General features: G+C 44.5%; 19 protein-coding genes. 7 read left to right on the top strand and 12 right to left on the bottom strand.

What is annotated here, in order from left to right; all coding sequences use genetic code 11:
- Nucleotides 1–106: 106 nt before the first annotated feature.
- Together H9L11_RS14275 and H9L11_RS14280 are read right to left on the bottom strand one after the other, a co-directional pair.
- Nucleotides 107–2,047, bottom strand: coding sequence for an alkaline phosphatase D family protein (locus tag H9L11_RS14275; protein WP_205390863.1), 1,941 nt, complete (start codon nucleotides 2,045–2,047; stop codon nucleotides 107–109).
- Nucleotides 2,048–2,056: 9 nt separating this feature from the next.
- Entirely contained in the window at nucleotides 2,057–2,407 is a 351-nt protein-coding gene (locus H9L11_RS14280) for a hypothetical protein (protein ID WP_005377676.1), read from the bottom strand.
- 235 nt (nucleotides 2,408–2,642) lie between these two features.
- Between H9L11_RS14280 and H9L11_RS14285 the strand changes: the two genes are divergently transcribed.
- The gene (locus H9L11_RS14285) at nucleotides 2,643–3,947 is read left to right on the top strand and encodes a MipA/OmpV family protein (RefSeq protein WP_205390864.1); all 1,305 of its coding nucleotides are present in this window, start codon (nucleotides 2,643–2,645) and stop codon (nucleotides 3,945–3,947) included.
- 65 nt (nucleotides 3,948–4,012) lie between these two features.
- On the top strand, nucleotides 4,013–4,399 hold the full coding sequence (locus H9L11_RS14290) for a hypothetical protein (protein ID WP_225455410.1): 387 nt from the start codon (nucleotides 4,013–4,015) through the stop codon (nucleotides 4,397–4,399).
- A 94-nt stretch (nucleotides 4,400–4,493) separates the two neighbouring features.
- Here the strand turns inward: H9L11_RS14290 and H9L11_RS14295 are convergent, their stop codons facing one another.
- Nucleotides 4,494–5,078: an FMN-dependent NADH-azoreductase gene (locus tag H9L11_RS14295; protein WP_005377667.1), complete on the bottom strand. Its 585-nt coding sequence runs from the start codon at nucleotides 5,076–5,078 to the stop codon at nucleotides 4,494–4,496.
- Nucleotides 5,079–5,263: 185 nt separating this feature from the next.
- Between H9L11_RS14295 and hrpA the strand changes: the two genes are divergently transcribed.
- The 5 genes from hrpA (at nucleotide 5,264) to H9L11_RS14320 (ending at nucleotide 13,086) form a co-directional block, all read left to right on the top strand.
- Complete coding sequence (hrpA, locus tag H9L11_RS14300; RefSeq protein WP_205390865.1) at nucleotides 5,264–9,250, top strand: ATP-dependent RNA helicase HrpA; 3,987 nt, start codon at nucleotides 5,264–5,266, stop codon at nucleotides 9,248–9,250.
- A 182-nt stretch (nucleotides 9,251–9,432) separates the two neighbouring features.
- A complete protein-coding gene (locus H9L11_RS14305) occupies nucleotides 9,433–9,912 on the top strand; it encodes an outer membrane beta-barrel protein (RefSeq protein ID WP_021033871.1) in 480 nt (159 codons plus the stop codon).
- 199 nt (nucleotides 9,913–10,111) lie between these two features.
- The gene (locus H9L11_RS14310; RefSeq protein ID WP_005377661.1) at nucleotides 10,112–10,627 is read left to right on the top strand and encodes an outer membrane beta-barrel protein; all 516 of its coding nucleotides are present in this window, start codon (nucleotides 10,112–10,114) and stop codon (nucleotides 10,625–10,627) included.
- Between the two features lie 362 nt (nucleotides 10,628–10,989).
- Nucleotides 10,990–12,570, top strand: a complete 1,581-nt coding sequence (locus tag H9L11_RS14315; RefSeq protein ID WP_005377659.1) for a BCCT family transporter — start codon at nucleotides 10,990–10,992, stop codon at nucleotides 12,568–12,570.
- Between the two features lie 126 nt (nucleotides 12,571–12,696).
- Complete coding sequence (locus H9L11_RS14320; RefSeq protein WP_005377656.1) at nucleotides 12,697–13,086, top strand: ATP-binding protein; 390 nt, start codon at nucleotides 12,697–12,699, stop codon at nucleotides 13,084–13,086.
- Between the two features lie 19 nt (nucleotides 13,087–13,105).
- Here H9L11_RS14320 and H9L11_RS14325 read toward each other — a convergent pair whose 3' ends face one another.
- The 9 genes from H9L11_RS14325 to H9L11_RS14365 all read right to left on the bottom strand — a co-directional run bounded on the left by H9L11_RS14325 (nucleotide 13,106) and on the right by H9L11_RS14365 (nucleotide 24,100).
- Complete coding sequence (locus tag H9L11_RS14325; RefSeq protein ID WP_205390866.1) at nucleotides 13,106–13,744, bottom strand: sugar transferase; 639 nt, start codon at nucleotides 13,742–13,744, stop codon at nucleotides 13,106–13,108.
- A gap of 10 nt (nucleotides 13,745–13,754) precedes the next feature.
- Nucleotides 13,755–14,945, bottom strand: coding sequence for a glycosyltransferase family 2 protein (locus H9L11_RS14330; RefSeq protein ID WP_205390867.1), 1,191 nt, complete (start codon nucleotides 14,943–14,945; stop codon nucleotides 13,755–13,757).
- On the bottom strand, nucleotides 14,938–16,056 hold the full coding sequence (locus H9L11_RS14335) for a glycosyltransferase (RefSeq protein WP_205390868.1): 1,119 nt from the start codon (nucleotides 16,054–16,056) through the stop codon (nucleotides 14,938–14,940). Before H9L11_RS14335 ends, H9L11_RS14330 begins: the two co-directional genes overlap by 8 nt.
- A gap of 221 nt (nucleotides 16,057–16,277) precedes the next feature.
- Nucleotides 16,278–17,711: a chain-length determining protein gene (locus H9L11_RS14340; protein WP_005377649.1), complete on the bottom strand. Its 1,434-nt coding sequence runs from the start codon at nucleotides 17,709–17,711 to the stop codon at nucleotides 16,278–16,280.
- Complete coding sequence (locus H9L11_RS14345) at nucleotides 17,708–18,832, bottom strand: glycosyltransferase family 1 protein (RefSeq protein WP_205390869.1); 1,125 nt, start codon at nucleotides 18,830–18,832, stop codon at nucleotides 17,708–17,710. The genes H9L11_RS14340 and H9L11_RS14345 overlap by 4 nt, the downstream gene beginning before the upstream one ends.
- Nucleotides 18,833–18,947: 115 nt before the next feature.
- Nucleotides 18,948–20,312 carry an O-antigen ligase family protein gene (locus H9L11_RS14350; protein WP_167415198.1) on the bottom strand — a complete coding sequence of 455 codons (1,365 nt, stop codon included), beginning with the start codon at nucleotides 20,310–20,312 and terminating at the stop codon, nucleotides 18,948–18,950.
- Entirely contained in the window at nucleotides 20,309–21,739 is a 1,431-nt protein-coding gene (locus H9L11_RS14355; protein ID WP_205390870.1) for a lipopolysaccharide biosynthesis protein, read from the bottom strand. The genes H9L11_RS14350 and H9L11_RS14355 overlap by 4 nt, the downstream gene beginning before the upstream one ends.
- Nucleotides 21,732–22,904: a glycosyltransferase gene (locus H9L11_RS14360; RefSeq protein ID WP_005377641.1), complete on the bottom strand. Its 1,173-nt coding sequence runs from the start codon at nucleotides 22,902–22,904 to the stop codon at nucleotides 21,732–21,734. Before H9L11_RS14360 ends, H9L11_RS14355 begins: the two co-directional genes overlap by 8 nt.
- Before the next feature lie 11 nt (nucleotides 22,905–22,915).
- Nucleotides 22,916–24,100, bottom strand: coding sequence for a glycosyltransferase (locus tag H9L11_RS14365; RefSeq protein WP_205390871.1), 1,185 nt, complete (start codon nucleotides 24,098–24,100; stop codon nucleotides 22,916–22,918).
- Nucleotides 24,101–24,185: the final 85 nt, after the last annotated feature.

A 24,185-nucleotide genomic window follows, 5' to 3' on the forward strand; every position in this document is an offset into this window, starting at 1 on the left:
GTTGACATTTAAGAACGGCCACTTTCTCCCCAAAAAAACCTAAACTCCTGAGTTAGTTCAAGGTGACTTGCCTCTTACAAAGGGCAAGTCATTTTGGGATTGATACTCAGCTTTCAGCACGTGTCGGTGGAAAATGAACTTCGTCACCATCACTCGTCAGAATACTAATTTGACTTGGTTTGCCTTCATCATCAAGGCGTAGCTCACCAATGGCACTATGGTTAACCAAGCGATAAAAGTTGTGCGTACTTGGTGCGCGTTTGTAAATCTTGAGTCGTTTACGTTTTGTGAACCAGTTTAAAGGTGAGCGAGGGCTGTATAGCAGTCTATCTAGGCCATCACACATATTGAGCAGTTGTGTAGGGAACTGATTTTTAATTCCACTACAGGTGATTTGATAGATATTCGGACTGTTTTTTCGATAGCGGAGCTTAATATCGTATGCAAAAGAGTAGTGCACGTCGCCAGAGAGAATAACAAAGTTAGTTGGTGTCTTTGTGTGTGTGAAAATACTAATAAGAGTATTCGCACTTCCGGGGTGAGCCATCCAGTTTTCAGCATCAACCATCAATGGTTTACCAAGCATGGTCACCACACGTTGTAGTGCTTCGATAAATTTCACACCAAACATTGGCGCGGCAGAAACAATAACAACCTTGTCTTGATGCACGAGCTCCTGATGGAACTCAATCATCGCTTCCCAGTCCATTAAGCCAGAAGGTTTGTTCATTTTAGACTCAGAACGCCAGCGTCTGGTTCGTGTATCTAGCACGACAACTTTTGGTGTCGTAGGAATAGTGTAGTGCCAATTCTCAAAGCGATACAAATATTGAATAAATGCATCTTGGGTTTGCGAGGTTCGCTCATCGATAAAGCGTTGAGCGAGGCTCATAAATTCATCATTGAATTTTTCTGGCGCATTTCCCCAACCTTGGCAAAGCCAGTAAGCAATCAAGCTATTACCGATAATGCGTTTTGCAAACGTGTTGCTGTATGCGGCTTGTTCCCAGCCTATGGTGAGATTCCAATCGTCGGTGACATCGTGATCATCAAAAATCATATAGGTTGGAATGTGAGCGAGTAAGCGTTGAACCTTGTCCAGACCTGCGACGAATTTATCAATTTGTTTTTTTTCTTCGCGGCATTGCTGCTGCCATTTGGGTTCAAGAACTTCTCCGCCGACAGTAAATTCGTTTTCTAACAAACGATCCGTTCGAACAAGCTTCCACAAGGTCGGAGACCAAACCAATAAGTACATTGCAAAGCACTCAGCAAAGCTTATTAGGTGATTCTCACACTCTTTGGCGCTGAATATTGGTGTCCCTCGGTGTGGAAAAAACTTGCTTAGTAAACTGTCATCACTCACATAATGAGGCAACAATTTATCTCGACCATAATAGCAAGCAGGGTGTTGGTAGAGCTCATTGGTATTTTTTATCGGAGCTTGATCGAATTCTTCGCCTGGCAAACCCAATAAAGCTATGACTTGCTCAATGGCATCGAGAGTGGGGCCTGCAACATGGTCTGCATAGATTTGATCACCACTCATGATGAGCATATCTGGTCTCTCTTCAATGGATTGAGACGCGATTTTATGATCCGCAGCGACCAATGTATCATCACTGAAGTGATGGGGATTACGGCAAGAGCCATGTAAGAGATAATCCGCTTTTTCACTAACGAGGAACTCAATACCCAAGTTTGGCGTATTATCTCGCTCATAAGTTAGGTGAGGGAGCAGTTCCGTCACTAAGCCATATTGCGTTTTTATTTGATAGCGTAACGCTTGATGGGTTGGAAACTCGCCTTCTAATTTAAGTAAGCAACACCACGCATTGAGGCCGATTTGAAGCTGTTCTTTTTGTTCACTTAAAGGGGCTTGATAAAGGATGGAGGCATTTTCATCCGTAATTTGCACCATACCCTCCAAGCGTTGGGTGGTGACTAGCCAAATATTGATTTCAGTTGCGGTCACTTTACGTAGGATCGGACCTGCAACGACAAGAGGAAGTGAAGAAATTTCAGTCGTGTTCATCAATGCTGGCAAAACGGCTCCTTATGTGTCAGCTTCTTCTTCTAATATTTCGATAACTTGCGAGCTACTAAGTTCATGTCCCATAAGGAACAAACCAAGCATCGCATCGGCTTTTGACGCGTTATCACTGTCTTCATCCAAAATTTGCTGAAGCCGAGTTCTAATTAGGTCGATTTCGTGTTCGACGAAGCCACGCCCTTCTTCGTCACCTTGACCATCTTCTGGTGCATTATCAAAGTGCAAAAACAACATGTCACCATCGAGTTGAGTCCCTATCAACCTCTCTGGCAGCCATGCTTCTCCCATCACAATGTCTGGGTCTGTATCTGCGGGTAAATGATTCAAGGTAGAGATGAGTTCTGATGCTTTCACTTTTTACTTCATTATGTTTGATTTAGAACTAAGCTAGAGTTTAAGCGCTTGTTGTGATGGTAAAATACTCGCAAACAAGCTCACCTAGTCGTGCAATATTAATATGATCTTGGGACTCAAACTGTCACGAGGATGACAACATTTGCCATTGTAACGGCTATCATCAGCAGAACATAAGCTTTTAATGGCAAATCATTGATGTTTGCCTGCTTCTCAACCAACATTTTTCGAACTCATGAAGAGATTAATTCTAACAACACTCGCTTTACCTTTAGCTGCGGCAGTTTCTTCTGCGCATGGTTCAGAAGAACAAACGTGGGGGATTGCTGCGATGTATCGCACAGCATCGATTCCGTTTTACACCGCCGATAATGACTCTACGGTGAGTACATTTGTACCAATGATGTTCTTTGAAAACGAACATGTGTATATCAATGGCATTGAAGGTGGCGCTTTTTTGTATAACGAGAGTGATTCCGACTGGCGCGCGAGCGCACTCATGCGATTGAGATTTGTCGATATTCCCATGTCGCTACAAAATGCTAATGAAGGGGACAGAGTCGATTTCGGTGGGCAAGTGCGTTATAGCATTAACGACACTTGGCGCGCAGAAGTAGAGTTGATGACGGACGACGAACTCCAGTTTCACTCTAATTACCGCCTTGCTGCCAATTATGTATTTGGTGATTGGGAATTAGAGCCATCGATTACGATTCGATACAAAGACGCTGATTTCAATAGTGAATATTATTCCTTTAAGGATATTACTGGCGAGAGAATTGGAGCTGGGCTTGACACCAATCTTGGTATTAAAGCGCGTTACCATGTAACTTCAAATTTGTATTTATTGGGTGAGACGAGTGTTACTCGCTTAGATGATAACGCCTACAACAGTCAGCTTGTAGAAGATCGGTATCAGGGAGAAGTGTTTGTTGGTTTTGGCTTTTTCAACGATAAAAGCCAAGCTCCGAAACCAACACTGAGCAATAAAGCATATCTACGTATTGCGCATGGTTGGGCGACGCCTTCGAACATCGGTGAAATATTTAGCTTTGAGAGAGAAAGAGACCCATACGACAATCAACTTACTTCATTGTTTTATGGGCATCCATTAACGGATGAGCTGTTTGGTTTTCCTCTTGATATTTATTTAACGCCAGGGTTGGTTCATCACTGGTCGTCCAGTGTTCAGTCTGCGAGCACAGAATACGTCATGGCGATTAAGGCTTATTATACGGTTAATTGGCCTACGACTTGGCGATTTGGTGTAGCGGAAGGTATGTCATACATTGATAGCATTACCTATATTGAAGGCACAGAAATGGAAGACAAGGGTTATACACCAAGCAAGTTGCTCAACTACCTAGATTTCTCGTTTGATGTCAATGTAGGCGATCTCTTCAACCAAAAGAGCTGGAACAATATGTGGGTGGGCTATTCATTGCATCACCGCTCGGCGATTTTTGAAAGCGCTTCCCAGTTTGGGCGAATTAAAGGTGGGAGCAACTACAATACTATTTATTTCCAGTTCGAGTTTTAGCGCATCGCGAGATGCATATAGGTCGGATTTGCAACTGACTTATTTATCGCCCATTATGAGTAAAGATGAATAATACTATGCTGCTTTCAACGAGAAATTTCGTATATCGTGCCAGAGTTAAGGCTGTTTGTGATGCATCTGATGAATCGGATGGCATGAGCACCATGAGTATCGACTCCTCATTCAATATTCAAATTGAAACGATAAATTGTACTAACTATGAATTTGCTAAACGCTTTTTTGCCATTCACGGAGAAGGGCATTTGGAGGGAGATGAATGGTTGGTGTTGTACGTCAACTCTCTTGACGTTAAGGCGGGAGACAATATAGAAATCCGTAGCGATGTCGCGTTTAATGCGATGATCGAGAATATGATAAGCGAAGCTGAGCGGTCTTTAGAAAAAGTCTACCTCGATGCAATACGCAACTTGGAGAAAGTGAATCGTCTTTGACGATGTAAGAGACCCTATAAATACGATCAAGGCATCAGGATCCAAAAAGGGATTAGCGCGAACCAATCCCTTTTGTATTCTGGTTTATTCTAACTTACGCCATTGTTGCAAGTTGGCTTTGCGCTTCTGAAATGCCTTTTGCAGCTGCATCTTCACCCATGTTTAGCGCTTCTGCGTAAACAAATTCTACATCAGTGATTCCTACAAAACCCAGTACAGTGCGTAGGTATGGCGTAACGTTGTCAGTTGGTGAATCTTTATGAATACCACCACGAGTCGTTACTACAATCGCCTTTTTACCTTCAATCAAACCTTGAACGCCGTTTTCTGTGTATTTGAATGTCACGCCTGCACGAGCAATCAAATCAATCCAGTTTTTAAGCTGAGTCGGGATGGTGAAGTTGTACATTGGAGCGGCAATAACCAAAGTGTCTGCGGCCTTTACTTCTTCAATAAGGGTGTCAGACAAGTCGACTACCGCTTGCTGTTCTTGTGAAAGATCTTCCGTAGCGCGCAGTGCAGTCGCAACGGCGAAGTCCAAAACAGGTAGCGGGTTTGCAGCCAAGTCACGAACAGTAAGCTTGTCTTGGTCTACATTTTTGATGAAGTCTTCAACCAATTTGTTTGATTGAGAGTAATCGCCAAGGATGCTTGATTTTAGAGCTAGTACACGAGACATAATGGTTATTCCTTAAATAAGTGCTTTCGACTATGGGAGCCATTATAAGCAACGTGAGTGAGTTCAAAAGCCTAGCGATTCGCTGAACATGTTCGAAAAAATTGAATGAGCTTTCGGTTATCTTGTTACAGATCTTGTGTGATACAATCCGCGCAGTTTTTGTAATGAAAAGAATAGGAAACGCTTTGACTTCGTCACAGCCCCCAAAAAAGAATCTAGCTGAAGAGCAAGCGACACCGTCAAATGGTGCGCAAAAAGCGACAGCGAAACAAGCTCAAACACCTCAGGCTCAAGTGAATAGTGCTGCATCTCTGCGTAAAGCGCTGAATCAGTGCATGATGCGCGACCGTTTCCGCTTGAGTAAACGTATTTCTGGTGCAAGCAAAATTAAGAAGGACGCAGCGCGTAATGCTGTGTTCGACGAAATCGCATTAGACATCGCCAAATCCATGATGGTTGTGGAGCAACGTAGTAGCTACAAACCAACGATTGAATACCCTGAAATTCTTCCAGTCAGCCAAAAACGCGACGATATTGCGAAAGCGATCGAAGAAAACCAAGTGGTTATCGTCGCGGGTGAAACCGGTTCAGGTAAAACCACTCAGCTACCCAAAATCTGTGCTGAGCTTGGTCGCGGTAAATTTGGTCTGATTGGTCATACTCAGCCTCGTCGTCTTGCAGCGCGTTCGGTTGCTAACCGTATTGCCGAAGAGATGGAAACCAAGCTTGGTGAGTTTGTTGGTTACAAGGTTCGATTCAACGATCAGATCTCTGAAAATACCCAAATCAAATTGATGACGGACGGTATCTTGCTAGCTGAAATTCAGCATGACCGTTTCTTGAATCAATACGACACCATCATTATCGATGAAGCGCACGAGCGCAGCCTCAACATCGATTTCATCTTGGGTTACTTGAAAGAGTTGCTGCCACGTCGTCCTGATTTGAAAGTGATCATCACGTCGGCAACCATCGACCCAGAACGCTTCTCAAAACACTTCAACAATGCACCAATCATTGAAGTATCGGGTCGTACTTACCCAGTAGAAACACGTTACCGCCCACTAAGCGGTGATGACGACAATGATCGTGACCAGCTTGAAGGCATCTTCGAAGCGGTAGATGAACTGTGCGATGAAGGTTTAGGTGACATCCTGATTTTCATGAACGGTGAACGTGAAATCCGTGATACCGCAGATGCATTGTCCAAACGTAATCTGAAGAGCACGGAAATTGTGCCGCTTTACGCGCGTTTGTCGGCAGGTGAGCAGAATAAGATTTTCCAACCTCACACTGGTCGCCGAATTGTACTGGCAACCAACGTGGCAGAAACCTCGCTAACTGTTCCGGGTATTAAGTACGTTATTGACCCGGGTACAGCGCGTATTAGCCGATACAGTTACCGTACCAAGGTTCAGCGTCTTCCAATCGAGCCAGTTTCTCAGGCGAGTGCGAACCAGCGAAAAGGTCGTTGTGGTCGTGTGGAAGAGGGTATTTGTATTCGTCTGTACTCAGAGGAAGATTTTGAGTCACGCCCAGAGTTTACTGATCCTGAAATCCTGCGTACCAACCTAGCGTCGGTTATCTTGCAAATGACGGCACTTGGTTTGGGTGATATTCAAGCGTTTCCGTTTGTGGAAGCACCGGATAAACGTAACATCCAAGACGGCGTGCGTTTGCTGGAAGAGCTTGGTGCGATTAACTCTGAGGTAAAAGACCCGAAAAAGCGCCTGACTTCCATTGGTCGCCAATTAGCGCGTTTGCCAATCGATCCGCGCTTGGCGCGTATGGTATTGGAAGCGCCAAAATATGGTGCGCTTAAAGAAGTGATGATCATTGCAGCGGCCTTGTCGATTCAAGATCCACGCGAACGTCCTTCAGATAAACAACAATCTTCAGACGATAAACATCGTCGCTTCTTCCATGAAGAGTCGGACTTCCTGACATTTGTGAATTTGTGGGAATACATCCAAAAGCAGCAAAAAGCCTTGTCTAGCAATCAGTTCCGCAAACAGTGTAAGCAAGACTATTTGAACTACTTGCGCGTTCGCGAGTGGCAAGACGTGTACTTCCAAATTCATCAGTCGATGCGTGAGATGGAGTTCAAGCTTAACGATGAGCCCGCTTCTTACCATGGCGTACACAGTGCCATTTTGGTTGGTTTGCTGTCGCACATCGGCATGAAAGACCAAGAAAAGAATGAATATCAAGGCGCGCGTAACGCTCGCTTTCATATCTTCCCAGCATCGGGATTATTCAAGAAACAACCTAAATGGATTATGTCAGCCGAGCTGGTGGAAACCTCGAAACTTTGGGGCCGCATTATTGCCAAGATTCAGCCAGAATGGATTGAGCCGTTAGCTAAACACCTTATTAAGCGCAGTTACAGCGAACCGCATTGGTCGAAGAAACGTGCTGCGGTGATGGCGCACGAAAAAGTGATGCTTTACGGCGTACCAATCGTACCGAAACGCTTGGTCAACTACGGCAGTATCGATTCGATCGTAAGTCGCGAAATCTTCATTCGTAGTGCATTGGTTGAGGGTGAATGGGAAACCAAACACGCGTTCTTTAAGCAAAACCGTAAGCTTCTGCAAGAAGTGGAAGAGCTTGAGCATAAATCTCGTCGTCGAGACATCTTAGTGGATGATGATGAGCTGTTTGATTTCTATGACCAACGCGTTGGCACCGAAGTGGTGTCTGGTAAGCATTTCGATACGTGGTGGAAAAAGGCATCTAAAGAAAATCCGGAACTGCTGAACTTTGAAAAAGAGATGCTGTTCAAGGGTGATGCTAGCCATGTGACCGATTTGGATTACCCGAACTTCTGGCATCAAAATGGTTTGAAGCTCAAATTGAGTTACCAATTTGAACCAGGCGATGATAGTGACGGTGTCACAGTGCATTTGCCGTTGCCGATTTTAAACCAAGTTGAACCAGCGGGCTTTGACTGGCAGATCCCAGGTTTACGCCATGAGCTTGTGGTTAGCTTGATTAAATCGTTGCCAAAGACAATTCGTAAGAACTTTGTGCCTGCGCCGAACTATGCCGATGCATTATTAGCGCGCGTTACGCCAATGGAAGCGCCGCTGTTAGATTCATTGGAGAAAGAGTTGCGACGCATGACGGGCGTAGAAGTGCTGCGTGAAGACTGGAACTTGGAACAAGTACCTGAGCACTTGAAAGTCACGTTTCGTGCGGTTGATCACCGAAATCGTAAACTGAAGGAAAACAAAGACCTTCATGAACTGAAAGAAAGTTTGAAAGACAAAGTTCAAGAAACGCTTTCCAAAGTTGCGGATGACGATATCGAACAGCAAGGTCTGCATACGTGGAGTTTTGGAGAATTGCCGAAAGTGTATCAACAAAAACGTGGCGGCTACGATGTAAAAGCGTATCCGGCGCTTGTTGATACCAAAGACAGCGTTGAAATCAAACTCTACGAAACGGAGTACGAGCAGATAACGGCAATGCGTGCTGGTCAGCGTCGCCTAATTTTATTGAACGTACCGTCGCCAATTAAATATTTGCACGCCAACTTACCGAACAAATCGAAGCTGGGTCTGTACTTTAATCCATACGGCAAAGTGCTTGATCTGATAGATGACTGCATTGCCTGTGGTGTCGATAAGCTTATTGAAGAGCAGGGTGGTTTAGTTTGGGAGCCAGAGAAGTTCGAAGCGTTGAAAGAACACGTTCGTGCTGAATTGGGTGACACCGTTGTAGAGATTGCTCAACAGGTTGAGACTATTCTGACCACGGCGTTTAGCATCAATAAGAAGCTAAAAGGCAAGATCGACTTCACAATGGCGTTTGCTCTGTCCGATATCAAAGCACAAATTGAAGGCTTGATCTTCAAAGGCTTTGCAACGGAATGTGGCTGGAAACGCTTGCCGGATATTCTTCGCTACATGCGCGCGATAGAGCGTCGTATGGAGAAGTTGCCAATCGATCCAAACAAAGATCGTTTACATATGCTGAAGATTGAATCTGTGACTCAAGACTATAAAGAGTTGCTGAACAAGATCCCGAAAGGTGTGGCCATTCCTGAAAATGTAAAAGAAGTGCGTTGGATGATTGAAGAGCTTCGCGTGAGTTATTTTGCTCAACAATTAGGCACTCCTTATCCTGTTTCTGATAAACGAGTCAAAAACGCGATTGATGCTTGCTAATCAACCAGTAAAATAGTGTCAGGTTTGTAATTATCGCTTAAGAAGTTGCTGGTACACTAATTGCTAGTAACTCAATAAGCATTATTTTTTAGTTCTGGGAGGCAATAGTTCGCCTCCCTTTATTTGTAGTACCAACGACTGAGTTATGCAGACGTGGGAATAATAAAGAGTAAAGGTAGATGATGAAAAAAACTCTATTAGCAGTGGCGCTACTTGGCGCATCTTCTGCGGCAATGGCGGATTCTTGGATTTACGGTGGTGCAACAGTAGGTCAGTCTGACTACAAAGGTGAGACAGACACATCATACTCTGTTCACGTTGGTACAGGCATTCTACCTATCATTGGTGTTGAAGCTGGTGTAACACAACACGGTGAATTTAACGTAAATGGTCAAGACACTAAGCTAACTTCTTACTACGCAGCACTTAAGCCAAGCATCGACTTCGGTCCGCTACACGTGTACGCAAAAGGTGGTTTCCATCAGTGGGACAAAAAAGTTAAAGGCGGCAAAGACGATGACGATTTGGACCTAATGTACGGTGTGGGTGCTGAGTACTTCATTTTTGGCCCAATGTCTGTTGGTGCTAGCTACATGAACTACACTGCTGGTAAAGACGATATCAGCACGTTCTCTGTTAACGCAACACTACATTTCCTATAAGCGTCAAGCTTTCTAACACCATATGAAACACACCGGCTTTATGTCGGTGTTTTTTTGTCTGGAAGTCACAAAACAAAAGTTGAACATAAATTATTCACTTTTAGAGTCTTAAAATGCCTATGCTTTCCAATATATAGTGGCGATTAAATGCGCATATTTGCGTAATGTTTCGCTTAGGAATCGATCAGGAAGGGATAGTATGAAAAAAACACTCTCGTTATTCGCTCTAACGTTGTGCTCAACGTCAGCAATGGCTGACTCTTGGATTTACGCTGGTGGCCAAATTGGTCAGTCCGATATCGACAGCGAAAATGATACAACTTATGGTATTCATGTCGGTACTGGTATTTTGCCATTCATTGGCATTGAGGCAGGCTACTTTAACCACGGCAAAGTGGATTTATCTTTGAGTGGCAGCAGGGGTAGCGCTGATTTTGATTCATTCTATTTAGCGGCGAAACCTAGTATCGACTTCGGCCCGTTACACGTTTACGCAAAAGGCGGCATCAATGCATTCAACGTTGATTATGACGGTGGACTGAGAAACTTAGACAAAGATGATGGCGTCTCTTATATGTATGGTGTTGGTGCCGAATACTTCTTGCTTGACAATGTGTCTGTGGGCGCGAGTTATCAAGCGTTTGGCGTGGATATTGAAGGCGATAGCGATACCGTTAGCAGCGTAACAGGGAACATCACCTTCCATTTCTTATAACGCTCGCTGGATGAAAGGTTTGCTGATTTGGTTTCGTCGTTAATTGTGAAACCAAATCAGCGCAGGTCTTCTCTATTTGCGCAGTGACTGGCTATGAACTTAAGTATTTCTTGTGTCTTTTCTAGTCTACAACCTACGACAAAATAAATCGTTAGACCTCATAATTTTTGTGTTGATATTATTTCCCCTTCATCTGTCTCGAATTGAGCTTAAAATGCAATAAATCACGACTTTTTGCAAAAATATGTGATTGCTGCTAAAATTCTTCCCGCTTTAAAACTTTAGAGTTCAAATTAATGGAGGGCGGTATTGGAGTTCTTCTCACCTGAGGGGCGTTTCAAATTCACGTTAAATTTGTATTTATGGATAATGCATTTAAAAAATATAGTATTGATACAACCGATTATCAGGTTGGACAGGATAACGTTCAAAAGTGGGGATTCGATATACATAACCCGGTTTTTGGCATTAGTGCGGGGCTCGTTGTTTTCTGTCTGATTTCACTTCTTCTTGTTGAGCCAACCACTGCTCGAGACGTATTAAACGGTCTAAAAAACGGAATTATCGAACAGTTTGATGCGTTTTTTATGTGGTCGACAAACTTCTTCTTATTGTTCGCCGTTGCTCTTCTTTTTTCTCCGCTAGGTAAAATCCGCTTAGGTGGCAAAGAAGCAACGCCGGATCACTCAACCGTTTCTTGGTTGTCGATGCTTTTCGCCGCGGGTATGGGTATTGGTCTTCTGTTCTGGAGTGTGGCTGAGCCGACCGCGTATTTCACTGATTGGTGGGGAATGCCACTGAACGCAGTACCATACACCGAAGAAGCAAAATCCCTCGCGATGGGTGCCACTATGTTCCACTGGGGTGTGCATGGTTGGAGTATTTACGCACTCGTTGCACTAGCATTAGCGTTTTTTGCATTTAACAAAGGTTTACCACTTTCATTGCGCGCGGCGTTCTATCCAATTTTTGGTGACCGTGCATGGGGCTGGTTAGGTCACGTTATTGATATCCTTGCCGTTTTGTCGACGCTATTTGGTCTTGCAACGTCGCTAGGTCTGGGTGCTCAGCAGGCGACCAGTGGTATTAACCATGTCTTTGGTCTAGAAGGCGGCATTGGTACACAAATGATTGTGATCACCTTCGTTACCTTTATCGCGGTGCTATCAGTGATTCGTGGTATTGATGGTGGTGTTAAGCTACTGAGTAACGTCAATATGGTGGTTGCGTTTGCGCTGCTTATTTTCATTACCTTCATCACGTTTGATACGGCGTGGAGCTCGCTACGCGACACAACAATGGCTTACATTGAAAATATTATTCCATTGAGTAACCCTCACGGTCGTGAAGATGAAACTTGGATGCACGGCTGGACGGTATTCTACTGGGCTTGGTGGGTATCTTGGTCACCGTTTGTTGGTATGTTTATCGCGCGTGTGTCTAAAGGTCGTACGGTTCGAGAATTCTTATTCGCAGTCATCGTTATTCCTACAGTTGTTACTTTGATTTGGATGTCTGTGTTTGGTGGTATCGCGCTTGACCAAGTGGTGAATAAAGTTGGTGAGCTAGGTGCAAATGGCCTAACTGATATTTCATTGACTCTGTTCCATGTTTACGATGCGCTTCCGTATAGCTCAGTGATTTCAATGCTTTCTATCGTGCTGATTCTGGTATTCTTTATTACATCGTCAGACTCTGGCTCGCTGGTTATCGATAGTATTACCGCCGGTGGTAAGATTGATGCACCAGTACCGCAACGCATTTTCTGGGCGTGTATTGAAGGCGCAATTGCAGCCGTAATGCTGTGGGTTGGCGGTAAAGAAGCCTTGCAAGCATTGCAATCAGGCGTTGTTGCAACAGGGTTACCGTTTACTTTTGTTCTGCTGTTGATGTGCGTAAGTTTGGTGAAAGGGTTAAGAACAGAACTGCCAGCTTACAAATAAATACAACACGATCCATGATTGAGTTTAAATGCCGAGCCTAATGTGCTCGGCATTTTTTATTTCTACTTTTCTTTTCCAATAATTTCGTTACAGTTTAGGCTTATTCCCACCTCATTAAACTGCATTATGTCACTGGCTAAACTCATTCTTATTCGTGGACTTCCGGGGTCAGGTAAAACAACCTTAGCAAAACAACTGGCAATAGAGCTTGGTGCTAAGCATTTTGAAGCTGACATGTATTTTGAAAATGATGAAGGTGATTATCACTTTGAACCGGTTCAATTACCTCAAGCGCATGAGTGGTGTTTTCAGCAAACTAGAAAGTGGTTGAACAAAGGGAGAGTCGTGATTGTGAGCAATACGTTTGTTCGACATTGGGAGATGAAGCGTTACATGGACTACTGCATGAAGAAGCGCATCGAGGTGGAAATTAAAGTGTGTCACGGAGCGTATCAAAGCATTCATGACGTGCCACCAGCGACGATAGAAAAGATGCGCCGCCAGTGGCAAGAGTGACCGTTACCAGAACCGGAAGTTATTGACCTCGTCCGTCAATCATCACAACGAATGTTTTGCTCATGATTGAAAGGTCCATTGAAATCCAAGAGTAAAACGAACCTAAGCTTAGTGCGTAACTGTGGTCAAACCCAACTTTGCGTCTTACATCTTCAATGCATGCATCATAGCCTTGGTTAACCTGAGCTAAGCCTGTGATACCCGGTAACACGCCATATGTGCGCTCTACAAAGTAGGGGATTTCATCTTCCAATTTCTGGTAGAAAGCTGGGCGTTCTGGGCGCGGCCCAATCATCGACATTTCACCTTTCAACACATTAAACAGTTGAGGTAGTTCATCTAAACGCGTTTTGCGTAAAAAGCGTCCTACTGGCGTGATGCGGGGATCATTTTCAGTTGCCCATACTGCGCCAGAGCGTTGCTCTGCATCAATATACATGGTGCGAAACTTCATGATTTGAAAAAGATCCATTTTTTCTGGTGTGCAGCGTCCTACTCGCAATTGGCGATAAATCACAGGGCCTTTCGATGTGGTTTTGATCGCTAGCGCGATAAATGGGAAAAGTGGTGCAGTGACGACCAAAATAAGCATTGCAACCAGTACATCAAACGTTCTTTTCGCGTGGCATACATTTGAATCGTAGCGTGAGTTTTTCATGATGCTTTCCTTATTGGTTGACGCGTTTCCAACGTCCATTTTCCATTCCGAGTAAATATTTCATACCGCCGATAAAGTTGGCGAGATGACCAATGACGATGTAACTAATCAGCTTAAAAGGTTTAATTGTGTTAAGTGCTGGCATCAAGTAAGTGATAAGCGCGATGCTATAAATACCAACTTGTGCGAACAGCATTACTTGAAACAGCGGATTGTGTGCCAGTAGTAGTGAGCAAATAAAGCAAACAATCATCAAATAGGGTGTTGCTAAGCGCAGGACCTTTCCCGATAGAAATGCAAAGGCAGTGCCACGATAGCGAGGTAGCAGTAATTTCTTTAATTGCATGAGCTGCTGCATGTTACCTGCTGAAATTCTTAGGCGTCGTTTGAAATCTGCGTCATCTGAGCTTTGTTCGAGCTCAAGCGCCAGCATGTTTGGCTCGTAAATAGCGCTATAGCCTCGCAAAACGATTCTCATAGGGAGAATAAAGTCGTCATTAATGGTGCTAACTTCCAGTGGTTCAAATAAGTGAGTTCTGAAAGTGTAAAACGCACCGTGGGAACCAATCGTTGAACCTAACAAGGATTCTTGGTGCTTTACTCGAGACTGGTATTGCCAATACGCCGCTTCACCTTGGTTATCAGTACTCATTATTTGATATGTTGCGTTAACCACTCCAACGTTCTCATTTTGATAATGCTGACTAGCTAGCAACAGAGAATCGCAAGAAATCAATGCCGACGTGTCACTCAGCGCGGTAATGTCCGAGCTAACATGACGCATTTCTTCGTTGAGTAGGGCAACTTTACCGCGATTGACTTGGTGATCATTAATAATGAACAGAGTATCAGAGCAGATTGCTTCTTGAATTGTCGCTTGCGCAATCTCGGCTGTGTTATCTGTGCAGCCATCACATGCGATCACTACCCTTAATTTATCCCTCGGGTAATCTAGGCTCGCAAGGTTACGGATCTTCTCTGCTATCCATTGTTCTTCATTGTAGGCGGGCACGATGACAGTAATAGAGGGTAGCTGGTTATCTGTTTTGGAGGCTTTGTAAGCTCGCTCTACAAATGGTGCTTTGGTTTCGGCTTGCCGTTTTAAAGGAAGCCATTTAAGGAGCAGTGGGTACCCAACGTGATGATAGACAATCAAAAATGCGGATAAACCAAACCCTATAATCCAAAGTAAATCATTCATAGCTAGCCTCCTTGGCCAAACGTGAGTAGCGACTCACCATGTCTCTGATATCAAAGTGTTTGAGAATAAAAGTTCGAGGAGAACGGTGTGATGATTCCAGTTGTTGTGATAACGCTTCGGCCAACAAAAACACGCGATTTGCTTCAACCAGTGTGCTGTTGTTCGGACAGAGCGTCTCTTTCACGCCGCCAACATCCGTCGCGACGCAAGGAATGTCACATGCTTGAGCCTCGAGGGTTGAGAGAGGAAAGCCCTCTTGAAGTGATGGTAAGCAAAACAAGTCTAGGCTTTGGTAAAAGCTGGGCATATCGTCCACCAAACCTAAAAAGGTTACTCGATCTTCAAGTTTTAACGTTCTAACTTGTGCTTCCAATTGAGTTCGCTGAGAACCATCACCGGCTATTGCTAGGTGTGTGTTTGGCGCAAGATGAGAGAAGGCTTCGATAAGCACTTTATGGCCTTTAACTGCTTCTAGACGCCCGGCAACGCCAATCACGATTTTGTCGGTTGGAAGTTCAAACAAGTGTCTTGTTGCCGTTTGGTCACCGCTTTTAAACTTCTGACAGTCAATCCCGTTATGGATAGTACAAATTTTGCGATACTTTAACTTAGTCTGTATTTGATGGGCGACAAAGTTAGCATCGGCAACTACTTGCGGGCGAATCATCGTTAGCAAAAGGGACTGTAGTCGAGCTGATTTTTTGTTATTAAGGTGCCATGCGTCGTGCTCGGTATGAATCACTACAGGTACGTGCGCTAAACGTGCAGCAATACCACCATACAGAAGTGGGCCGATATGGTGAGTGTGGACCACGTCAGGCTTAAGTCCTTTGAGCATGGAAGTCAGCGTACTGATGGTTTTTCCGCTGAATCCAGGTTTCTTATTAAGAAAGTGCAGTTGGCCTTGGTAGGGCAATAGTTTTTGCCAGCCTTGTAGTGCATGTTCTTTGCTTCCTTCTAAGCTCACGACAAAAACGGAATGGTTTGGCTGCGCAAAACGAAGCATTTCTAGTACGAGCGTTTCTAAACCACCAGGAGCTAAGTGTTGCACGACGTGTAATATCACTTTTTTGCTGTGCTTAGTGTTATTGTGTTTTTGTCTGAATTCCATTTTCAAACCCTCGTTGAGTTCTTTGTTTATTTAGGAATTGCAGACTGCGTGCCAAAAAATTAATCATTTAAAAACAATAAGTTAATATTGATGTTTGTGAGGCTTTATGTTTATTCTCAATTTGAGATTCATATTAGTGGACATGCTATGAGGCTGTATAAGGCAGTAGTAAAAGAAAAGCACTCGCCGACCGAGTGCTTGTAAATGAGTTCTTATGGCGGTTAGTTTCCGTACACTACGTTAGGTAAAGTGGTGATGACAGGAACACCAAGGTGTTTTTCTAATGCTCTTTTAGAGCGGATAGAGTTATCGGCTAACTCTAGTATCGTCGCTAATCCAATGCCTAAACCAGCGCCACCAATAAATCCTAAAATGACAAATACAAAACTAGGTAAGTTAGTTGGAATTGTTGGCGTGAACGGTTCATCAATGATTTTTACGCGCTTATTCTCTTCAAACTCTCCCAAAGAACCCGTTAGTTGGGCCATCTCATAGCGTTCGACGAGTTCATCATACATTTCTCTCTTCACTGCGACGTCACGAGCTAAGCGGTTTATTTCTGTTGCTGTGCTCCCAAATTGGTGCGCATTTCGCTCTAATTCTTGGATCATGTCTCGCAAGCTGTTGGTTTCTTCCGTAAGTGCTTCAAAACGTCCGCGCATCATTTGTAATTGATGTAGTTGGGAGACAAGTAGAGGCTGTGCTTCGCCAAGACTGTTTACTGTGGTATTGCTCGCGATATCCCATAGTTGAGCACTGTTTAGTTCTGGTTGTTTAGAGTTCAAGAGTACCGAGCGTTCCTGCTCCAACCGGTTTAATTCTCGCAACTTACCTTGCACTAAACTATGCGCCTCTGTGTATTTAGCGCGAAGCAGGGTAAGTTCACTACGAATGTCGATGATTTGCTCTTCCAGTTTACCGATAACCGGGTTCGTTTTGGATAGTTGTTGATCCAAACTGCCTAGACTTCGTGAAACACCAGCAAGCTCCGCCTCCTTTTCGGCTAGCGTTTGTTTGAGGCTAGCAAGGCGAGTAAGGCTTTGAGCTTGCATTTCGGGCGTCGCGTCTGAGTAAGTATTTTTATATTCTGCAAAGGCTTGCTCTGCCTTGTCTAGTTCTTCCCTGCGTTTGTTGATGTGGATAGTCAAAAAATGGCTCGAATCTTTAATCGAAGAACGCTCAGGAGCCAAAAGCTGTTCGACAAAATGCTCTCTGACAGAGAGCAGCATCGACTCCATTCCTTCTGATTTACCACTTTGCAATTGAATTTGAATGAAGTCTTTACCGAGTGGCTGAACAGACAGGCGCGACGCAAGATCTTTTATGATGAACTCTTGCTCTTTTGCACTCATCTCGTCATTGATCAGCGATTGTTCTTTTGCGACAGAATACAAAACGTGTCGGCTTTTTAGCAGAGTACTGAGTGCGCTCAATCGGTCTTTAAGCATTGTTGAGACGGCAAGGTCTTGAAGGAACGGGTTCATTTTCGCTGTCTCTTGAATAAGCATGCTGGTATGAGCAACATAAGTCGTCGGAACCAGCTTACTTACGATGAAACCCAGCACCGGTAAGACAAGCATTGGTATAACGATCATGTAACGACGTCGCCAAGCGCCATGTAGTAATACACTAAGGTTCTCTCTCAAATCGTTCATAGCGTCCTCACTAATTTCTCAACTTGGTTGGCTCTTGCTTCCCAGCTTTGCTGTTGAACGTATTGCTTTGAGTTTGCCGGGGGTGGGATCAGGTGAGCGAGACTGGCGCATACATCTTCGACATTTTGAACTATGTGGAGCATATGCTTGTACGGCATTAATGCGGGAAAGGGTGTGCTGATAACAGAGGTTCCTGTTGCCAAGTACTCAAGAAGTTTAAGCGGATTACACGCTTTGATTTGAGCGTTATCAACAAAGGGCAACCAACTGGCATCCCAGTGTTGAGAGTAACGTGGCAGAGTGTGATGCGCTCTCGGGCCCAGGTAGTATATGTTGCTTCTTTGTGGAAGTGGATTGTCACTGAACTCGTTGGGGCCGATGAACACGAGATCCCAGTCAGGCGCTTGGTCTGCGACTTGGGCAATTAAGTCGTAGTCTAACCATTCAGACAAACTGCCATAAAAGCCCAGCACTTTGCGACCATTATTAGGAAAATCTTCAGCCTTAGGTGCTGGCTCAGAGAACAAACTAAAGTCGACACCGTGAGGTAAAGTGACGGTTTTACCAGATGGAAATTGAGTGGCGAGTTTGTCACTTGCTGTAAAAATCACATCAGCCGCGTTAACCAGTGTACGTTCGTGCTTGGCTACCGTGTCGTGGTCAACGCCAGCTAAAGCGCTAAAGTCATCACCACAATAGTAAATCAGTCCACGTGGGTTCATTTCTGCACAAAGATCGGCAGCAGTCGGGAGCGACGTCCAAAATACAGGCTTATCAAAACCAAGAGCTTGTAATTGTTTGTTGAGTTGGTGTTTCATCATCTTAGCGGCCACTTTTCTTGCTAGTGCAGAACTAGGGGCAGGAATCGTGAGCAAGTTGATGATGTGAATGTTTGGGTTTGTTTCAGAGTCCAATGTTGGCTTGTGTGAGCCTACGTTATGAAATACACGAGTGAGTTTGTTTAACGCACGTTGTATGTCTTTAGAATCCAGCTTAGGTTGACGAAGGCCAATGGAGTTCACCCAAAGGATTCGATGGTTCGCTGCTAGTCGCTTGACAATATGCTGAGTGGAAGAGGGTAACCCACCAAAATCTTCTCCAAATACTACGATGTCCGTCATGTGGCTCTCCTTGAGTCTTGGTTATTTGATTACTAATCAAGTGAGTAATCACAATGCGTGCCAAGGAATTAGCCATTTTAAAACAGTGAGTTATGGGTTTTGTTTATGTTTGAAACTAGGATTTCTCATTTTGACAGTCACTTTGAACAATTCGGCTAACGACAACTGTTAATGCCGCTAGAATGTAAATTGGCCAGGTGAAACCTTGAGTCAGAAAAGTGCCTGATACGATGGTACCGATAAGCCCACTTAACACGGCGTTTGCTCCTACAGAGAGGGTGTAATCTGATTTTGGTGTCAGCAATGAGATGGAATGCAAAGAGGTGCGGATCAATGACACAATTAAAGTAATGAACACCGCGAGCCCGACAAAACCCGTTTCTGCTAACACGCCAAACCAAGTACTATGGACCGCGTGGTTGATACCATCCCAGTGTGGGCTGTAGAAATAGTAATTAAAGTAAAAGTTATCTAGACCTACGCCAGTCAACGGGTGATGCAGCGCCATTTTAAATGCCGCTTCCCACGCATAAAGTCGCCCCATCGCAGAGGCATCTATACCATCCTCAGCGGCTCCCCCCGATTCTCGTCCTGAAATACCAGCGAATGCGTAGAGTACGATGGCTGCTACGGCGCCTAGTACCAAGACTAATGTTTTGCTTTTGATGTGTTTAAAAGCAAAGTAGGCAAATACAGACAGTGAACCGAGTAACCCACCGCGGCTCTGAGTCTCAATGATCGCAAAGAACAAAACCAAACAGGTGATAAGGGCAAAGAGCCTGAGATGCTTGGGGGAATGCTTCTCCATCAATTGACTAACGGTAAAGGCAAGGGGAAACATCAGCACTAGTGCCAAATCGTTAGGATCGCCAAGTACTGAACCTATGGATCGTCCTATTGACACGCGCGTTCCTTCGACTAAATCAATGCCATTCGCTGCGTTTTGTAATGCCACTAGACCAATCAATAATCCGGCGAAAATAATTGCTTTTGACATCTGAGCGAGCTGTGAAGGTTTAGTAATAAGCCAGGTGATGGCCAACGTCATAATGATGATTTTCCAATAGGTGTTTTTGAACACCGTTATTGCGATATCACGACTGGAAGCGAATATGATTCCGATGATCACCAGACCCCAAAATATACACAGCCACTTTAATGAAGGGTGCCAAAAAGCTGTAATCTGGCGGCTTATAAGAAGGTGAAAGGCGAGTGCGGCGAGTGCCCCCAGTGATAACAGTAATGGGATCTTGAAGTTATAGATAACAGGAAAGGCTTCGTGAATACGAAAGAATGAAAAAATAACGAACAGTGTGACAAGCCAAAACGTTTGATTGAGAACAAACAGTAACGCGAGTGGTGCGAAACACAACGCAACAATCAAAATGGGATGAGGCATAACAATCCAAAGCAGGCCGATACAGACTGTAATCGTCAGTGCTGCGATGGACTGTTTTGTTCTCACCTTGGTTTCATTCATAACGAGTATCTCTTCACCTGTCCACGCCGTTTCACTATGTATCGAGTGAGAGCATTTAGCGTCTCTTTACTCATGTAGCGAGTGGCTATCCCTGCCAGCAAACTGCATGTCAAAATGCAAATTGCGATGGCGATGCCTATTGATTGTGAAGAGTGAAGCAGGAACAGTGCCACACCGGATATAATCTGTAATAAAACCATCAGACTTAGGTGGAAAGGCAACGCCATACATTGTTGGCCTACTACATAAGTCAGGCCCAGCTTACACAGTTGTGCGTAATAAAGCGCAATGAACACCCCATAAATACCCAGAGAAGATAAGCCAAACAGCAAAGCAATCGCAACGCACGCAGAGACGACATTTATACCCAGTAGCCAGCGAGTACGACGCTTGTACAAAATGGAAATATTAATGAGTTCGCTCCATTCTTTTAACATGGCGATAGGTAGCAAGAATAAGCTGAATAGTACCGCCTCATGATAGGTTTCTGGCAGTAAGTGGGTGATCATCACCATTGCTAATGTGCCGACCACTACACTCAAACCTGTAATGTAAATCATACCTAAGTGTGTGATGCGCACTGCTTCAGTGCTCTTGCGCCCTTCTAAGTAGTTAAATCGACGTGGCATCCACCACATGCCAAATGGCTGCACTAAAATACACATGCCCACTGCAAATTTTACCGCTATCGCGTAAATCCCTAACGTCGCAAGAGAAGTGTTGGCACCAATGAACCAGCGTTCAGCGCCATTGAGACAAAATGCTACTGAACCGGCCATCATCATTGGTAGGCAGTAGTTTAGGTATTGTTTTGCCAATGTCAGTTTAGGAAGGGTGACATTGTAACGGTTAACTATGTGCAGCCAAACAAATTGAGTAATAGCAGCCAACAAGCCACCCCACAAAACAGAAATAACATGGGGATGAACAGACAGCGCCGCGACGATAAAAATGACCTGAAAAATGGTGGTAGTGACCATGACGTTAAGCAGTGTTCTTGCTTTGTCGTCTTGTGTTCTTAACCAGGCAGTGCCGATTGCAATACTGCCTTCTAGAACGATAGCAAACATAACAATAGCAAATTCGACTCGCGTAAAAGGCGCGGGAATGGGGGCGATTAAAATGATAGTGAGCAAGCTAAGAGCGACGACGCCAGCGATGAGTAAAGCAAGTGAGTACAGCTGGTTTAGTAGGCTTGTGCGCGTATTTTGATCCTTTTCAACGCCGACGAATCGATACAGCGCTTCATGCAAAGAGAAACTGACAAACAAGGTCGTAACAACACCAAAGGTTGTTAGAAGCTCAAGCTTGCCCATTTGCTCTGGTGAGAGAAAGTGGGGCAATACAGGCAGCATGATTAGGCTGATGCTTTTATTGATCACTAAGGCGATAGCAAATAGCGTCATGTTGGTCATTGCTTTAGACATGATCATATCCTTTGATGTCTCGCGGTGTCTTGAGTGTGCAATCATTGTTGGTAGCAATTTCGGCAGCAAGGTGCTGGGCGATTGGCAAATAACAACGTTCGGCTGTGTATAGTTGAGAAACATTGAGTGCTTCGATACCCATCGTTACTTTCATCCACGGCGATTCATTCAAAAGGCGAATTGCGTTGTGTAACGAAGCCACATTGTTAGGCGTGTATTTAATACAATTTCGGCCGTGAGTTAACACGCGGTCCCAATAACTATCATCATGTGGAATGACGACACACATACCTGCAGCGAGCGCCTCCAAAATAGATAACCCAAAAGGTTCGTTGAGACTGGTGGAAACAAACACACCACACTGTGAACGCAATTCATCTAAGTTGTTTGGGCACTCATGCCATTCAACACCTTGTGTGTTGAAGTCAGGTGTTGAATATTCCACACCTGCCACGTTAGGTTTGATGTAACACACGGTGGATTTGATCTTTTTCGACTCATCAAGTGTTAAAGCATCAAGCAAAAGATCGATGTTCTTCCATTTTAGTAAGCTAGCTGCCCAGAAAACGCGGCTTGAAATTGGATTCGCTTGTTTTGGCCAGCGATCTTTCGATAATCCATTAACAAACGTAGATGTATTCAAACCACACCAATAGCGTTCGGTGGCTGGCTTCTCTGTTTTGAGGTAGGCCTGTAATGCTTCTACCATTGATTCGCGGGTGTTTGCCAAGTAGTAAATTGCCGATGCTTTTACTAAGCAGTAGCCAGCAGATCTCGATCGTCCAATAGGGCCATGAACCATCTGTACCACAGGCTTTTTGCTAATTAATCGTAGTAAGTACAAAGGCATATCATTACTTGGACAAGATAGGCCCAAAAAGCTATCTATTTTTGGCAGCTTCATGCACGCGTAGAGAAGTTGGAGAAAGTAGTAAGCGTTCATCAACCAGTAGGTCAGTCCATGAGTCGAGTTAAATGGTGATGGTTTTATTTTTATAACTTGCACACGCGGTGTATCACTAAGCAGTGACGCCCAATGCTCTGGATTTGTAGTGAGTAGATAACCAATCACGTTCAGCTTATCGCACTGCTTAAGGAGCTCTGCATTCGCGATTTTGGATCCACCTTGCATTGGGATGGCGTCGAACATCAATACACGTTTCATGACCGGGCTCCTCAATTGATGCTCAACCAGCGTGAAAGAGGCTTCATGCAGTGAGTCATTGGCATTGGTGTAATGGCGTTGTTATTAAGTTCACCTTCGTAAATACGTTCAATAGCGTTGATAGATGCAGTCGTCGTTAAGTTCTGGCTAGCATGTAGGTAAGCGTTTTCCGCCAGCTTGTTTCTTAATGCCGCGTCTTGCATGACTTGTTGAATCGCGTTTAACAGGCTCGCCATTCCACTGTTCTGGTACAGCAATGCAGAGTGATTATGCTCGAACAACTCAGGAATGCCTCCCGTTTTAGGAGCCACGATAGGCAGTTGAGCTAAAGCCGCTTCCCCGAGCACGAGACCAAAGGCCTCTTCATAGGCGCCGCTAATAAAAGCGTCTGCATTACCACACATCCAAGCTCCGGCATTGTGTTGCTCCCCGACAAAGTGCACTCGTTCTTGGATACCAAGATCCGCGGCAAGCTGTTGCAATGCTTCTCTTTCTTCGCCGTCACCAACAATAACAAGGTGAGGGTTGTGGTGGTGGTAGTTGTGCATGCGCATTGCGCGAATAAGGCGGTCGAACCCTTTGCGCTTAATCAGCGAACCCACCGACAGAAAGGTAAAGGCCTGTGATGGGATTCCGAGGCGATCTTTAATGTCTATGGGTGTATCCACGCCTTGAAGTGACACGCCGTTGTGTACGACATGAAGTTGGTTTTGTGGGTAGCCGTCCTGAAGAATTTCGCGTCCAACATCTTTGCTAACGCAAATCAATTTTGGAGAGAGGTGAAGTCCGAGAGAGAAGCGATCGCGCAATGTATAATGGCAATGAAGTTGCGTGACAAGTGGTATATGATTCATGCGAGCAGCCAAACACATCCATTGACAAGGGCCGCCGCTATTGACGTGTACCAAGTCGATGTTGTGCTTTTCGATCAATGCTGAGCCTTGTTTGATAAGGCTATTCCACCCGCTAATATCCCAGCGCGGAGCGCTCCAACCACCCACCAAATTGAAGGTTGAATGTTCCGCTTCAATTCCGAGCGATTGGCACTTATCGATTAATGGTTGGCAGTTGGACCATACGAATGGCTCAAACTTATCGCGGTCGATTCCTGAAATGAGATCCAGAAGCACCACTTCACTGCCGCGAATCCAATTATCACCATAATGAACATATAGAATGCGTTTTGGCGTAGTCATAAGTCACCTCTGTCTCATCATTAATCTGCGTTAACTGCTGAGCTGCAATAGAGATGCCAAAATATGCCATTAGTTTATGTGATTG

The organism is Vibrio sp. sp1 (genome assembly GCF_016920955.1).
GTDB lineage: Bacteria > Pseudomonadota > Gammaproteobacteria > Enterobacterales > Vibrionaceae > Vibrio > Vibrio alginolyticus.

Coding starts and splice junctions, on each gene's coding strand:
- H9L11_RS14285 (WP_205390864.1), top strand. CDS start 2,643: ATGAAGAGATTAATTCTAACAACACTCGCTTTACCTTTAGCTGCGGCA.
- H9L11_RS14290 (WP_225455410.1), top strand. CDS start 4,013: ATGAATAATACTATGCTGCTTTCAACGAGAAATTTCGTATATCGTGCC.
- H9L11_RS14295 (WP_005377667.1), bottom strand. CDS start 5,078: ATGTCTCGTGTACTAGCTCTAAAATCAAGCATCCTTGGCGATTACTCT.
- H9L11_RS14305 (WP_021033871.1), top strand. CDS start 9,433: ATGAAAAAAACTCTATTAGCAGTGGCGCTACTTGGCGCATCTTCTGCG.
- H9L11_RS14310 (WP_005377661.1), top strand. CDS start 10,112: ATGAAAAAAACACTCTCGTTATTCGCTCTAACGTTGTGCTCAACGTCA.
- H9L11_RS14315 (WP_005377659.1), top strand. CDS start 10,990: ATGGATAATGCATTTAAAAAATATAGTATTGATACAACCGATTATCAG.
- H9L11_RS14320 (WP_005377656.1), top strand. CDS start 12,697: ATGTCACTGGCTAAACTCATTCTTATTCGTGGACTTCCGGGGTCAGGT.
- H9L11_RS14325 (WP_205390866.1), bottom strand. CDS start 13,744: ATGAAAAACTCACGCTACGATTCAAATGTATGCCACGCGAAAAGAACG.
- H9L11_RS14330 (WP_205390867.1), bottom strand. CDS start 14,945: ATGAATGATTTACTTTGGATTATAGGGTTTGGTTTATCCGCATTTTTG.
- H9L11_RS14335 (WP_205390868.1), bottom strand. CDS start 16,056: ATGGAATTCAGACAAAAACACAATAACACTAAGCACAGCAAAAAAGTG.
- H9L11_RS14340 (WP_005377649.1), bottom strand. CDS start 17,711: ATGAACGATTTGAGAGAGAACCTTAGTGTATTACTACATGGCGCTTGG.
- H9L11_RS14345 (WP_205390869.1), bottom strand. CDS start 18,832: ATGACGGACATCGTAGTATTTGGAGAAGATTTTGGTGGGTTACCCTCT.
- H9L11_RS14350 (WP_167415198.1), bottom strand. CDS start 20,312: ATGAATGAAACCAAGGTGAGAACAAAACAGTCCATCGCAGCACTGACG.
- H9L11_RS14355 (WP_205390870.1), bottom strand. CDS start 21,739: ATGTCTAAAGCAATGACCAACATGACGCTATTTGCTATCGCCTTAGTG.
- H9L11_RS14360 (WP_005377641.1), bottom strand. CDS start 22,904: ATGAAACGTGTATTGATGTTCGACGCCATCCCAATGCAAGGTGGATCC.
- H9L11_RS14365 (WP_205390871.1), bottom strand. CDS start 24,100: ATGACTACGCCAAAACGCATTCTATATGTTCATTATGGTGATAATTGG.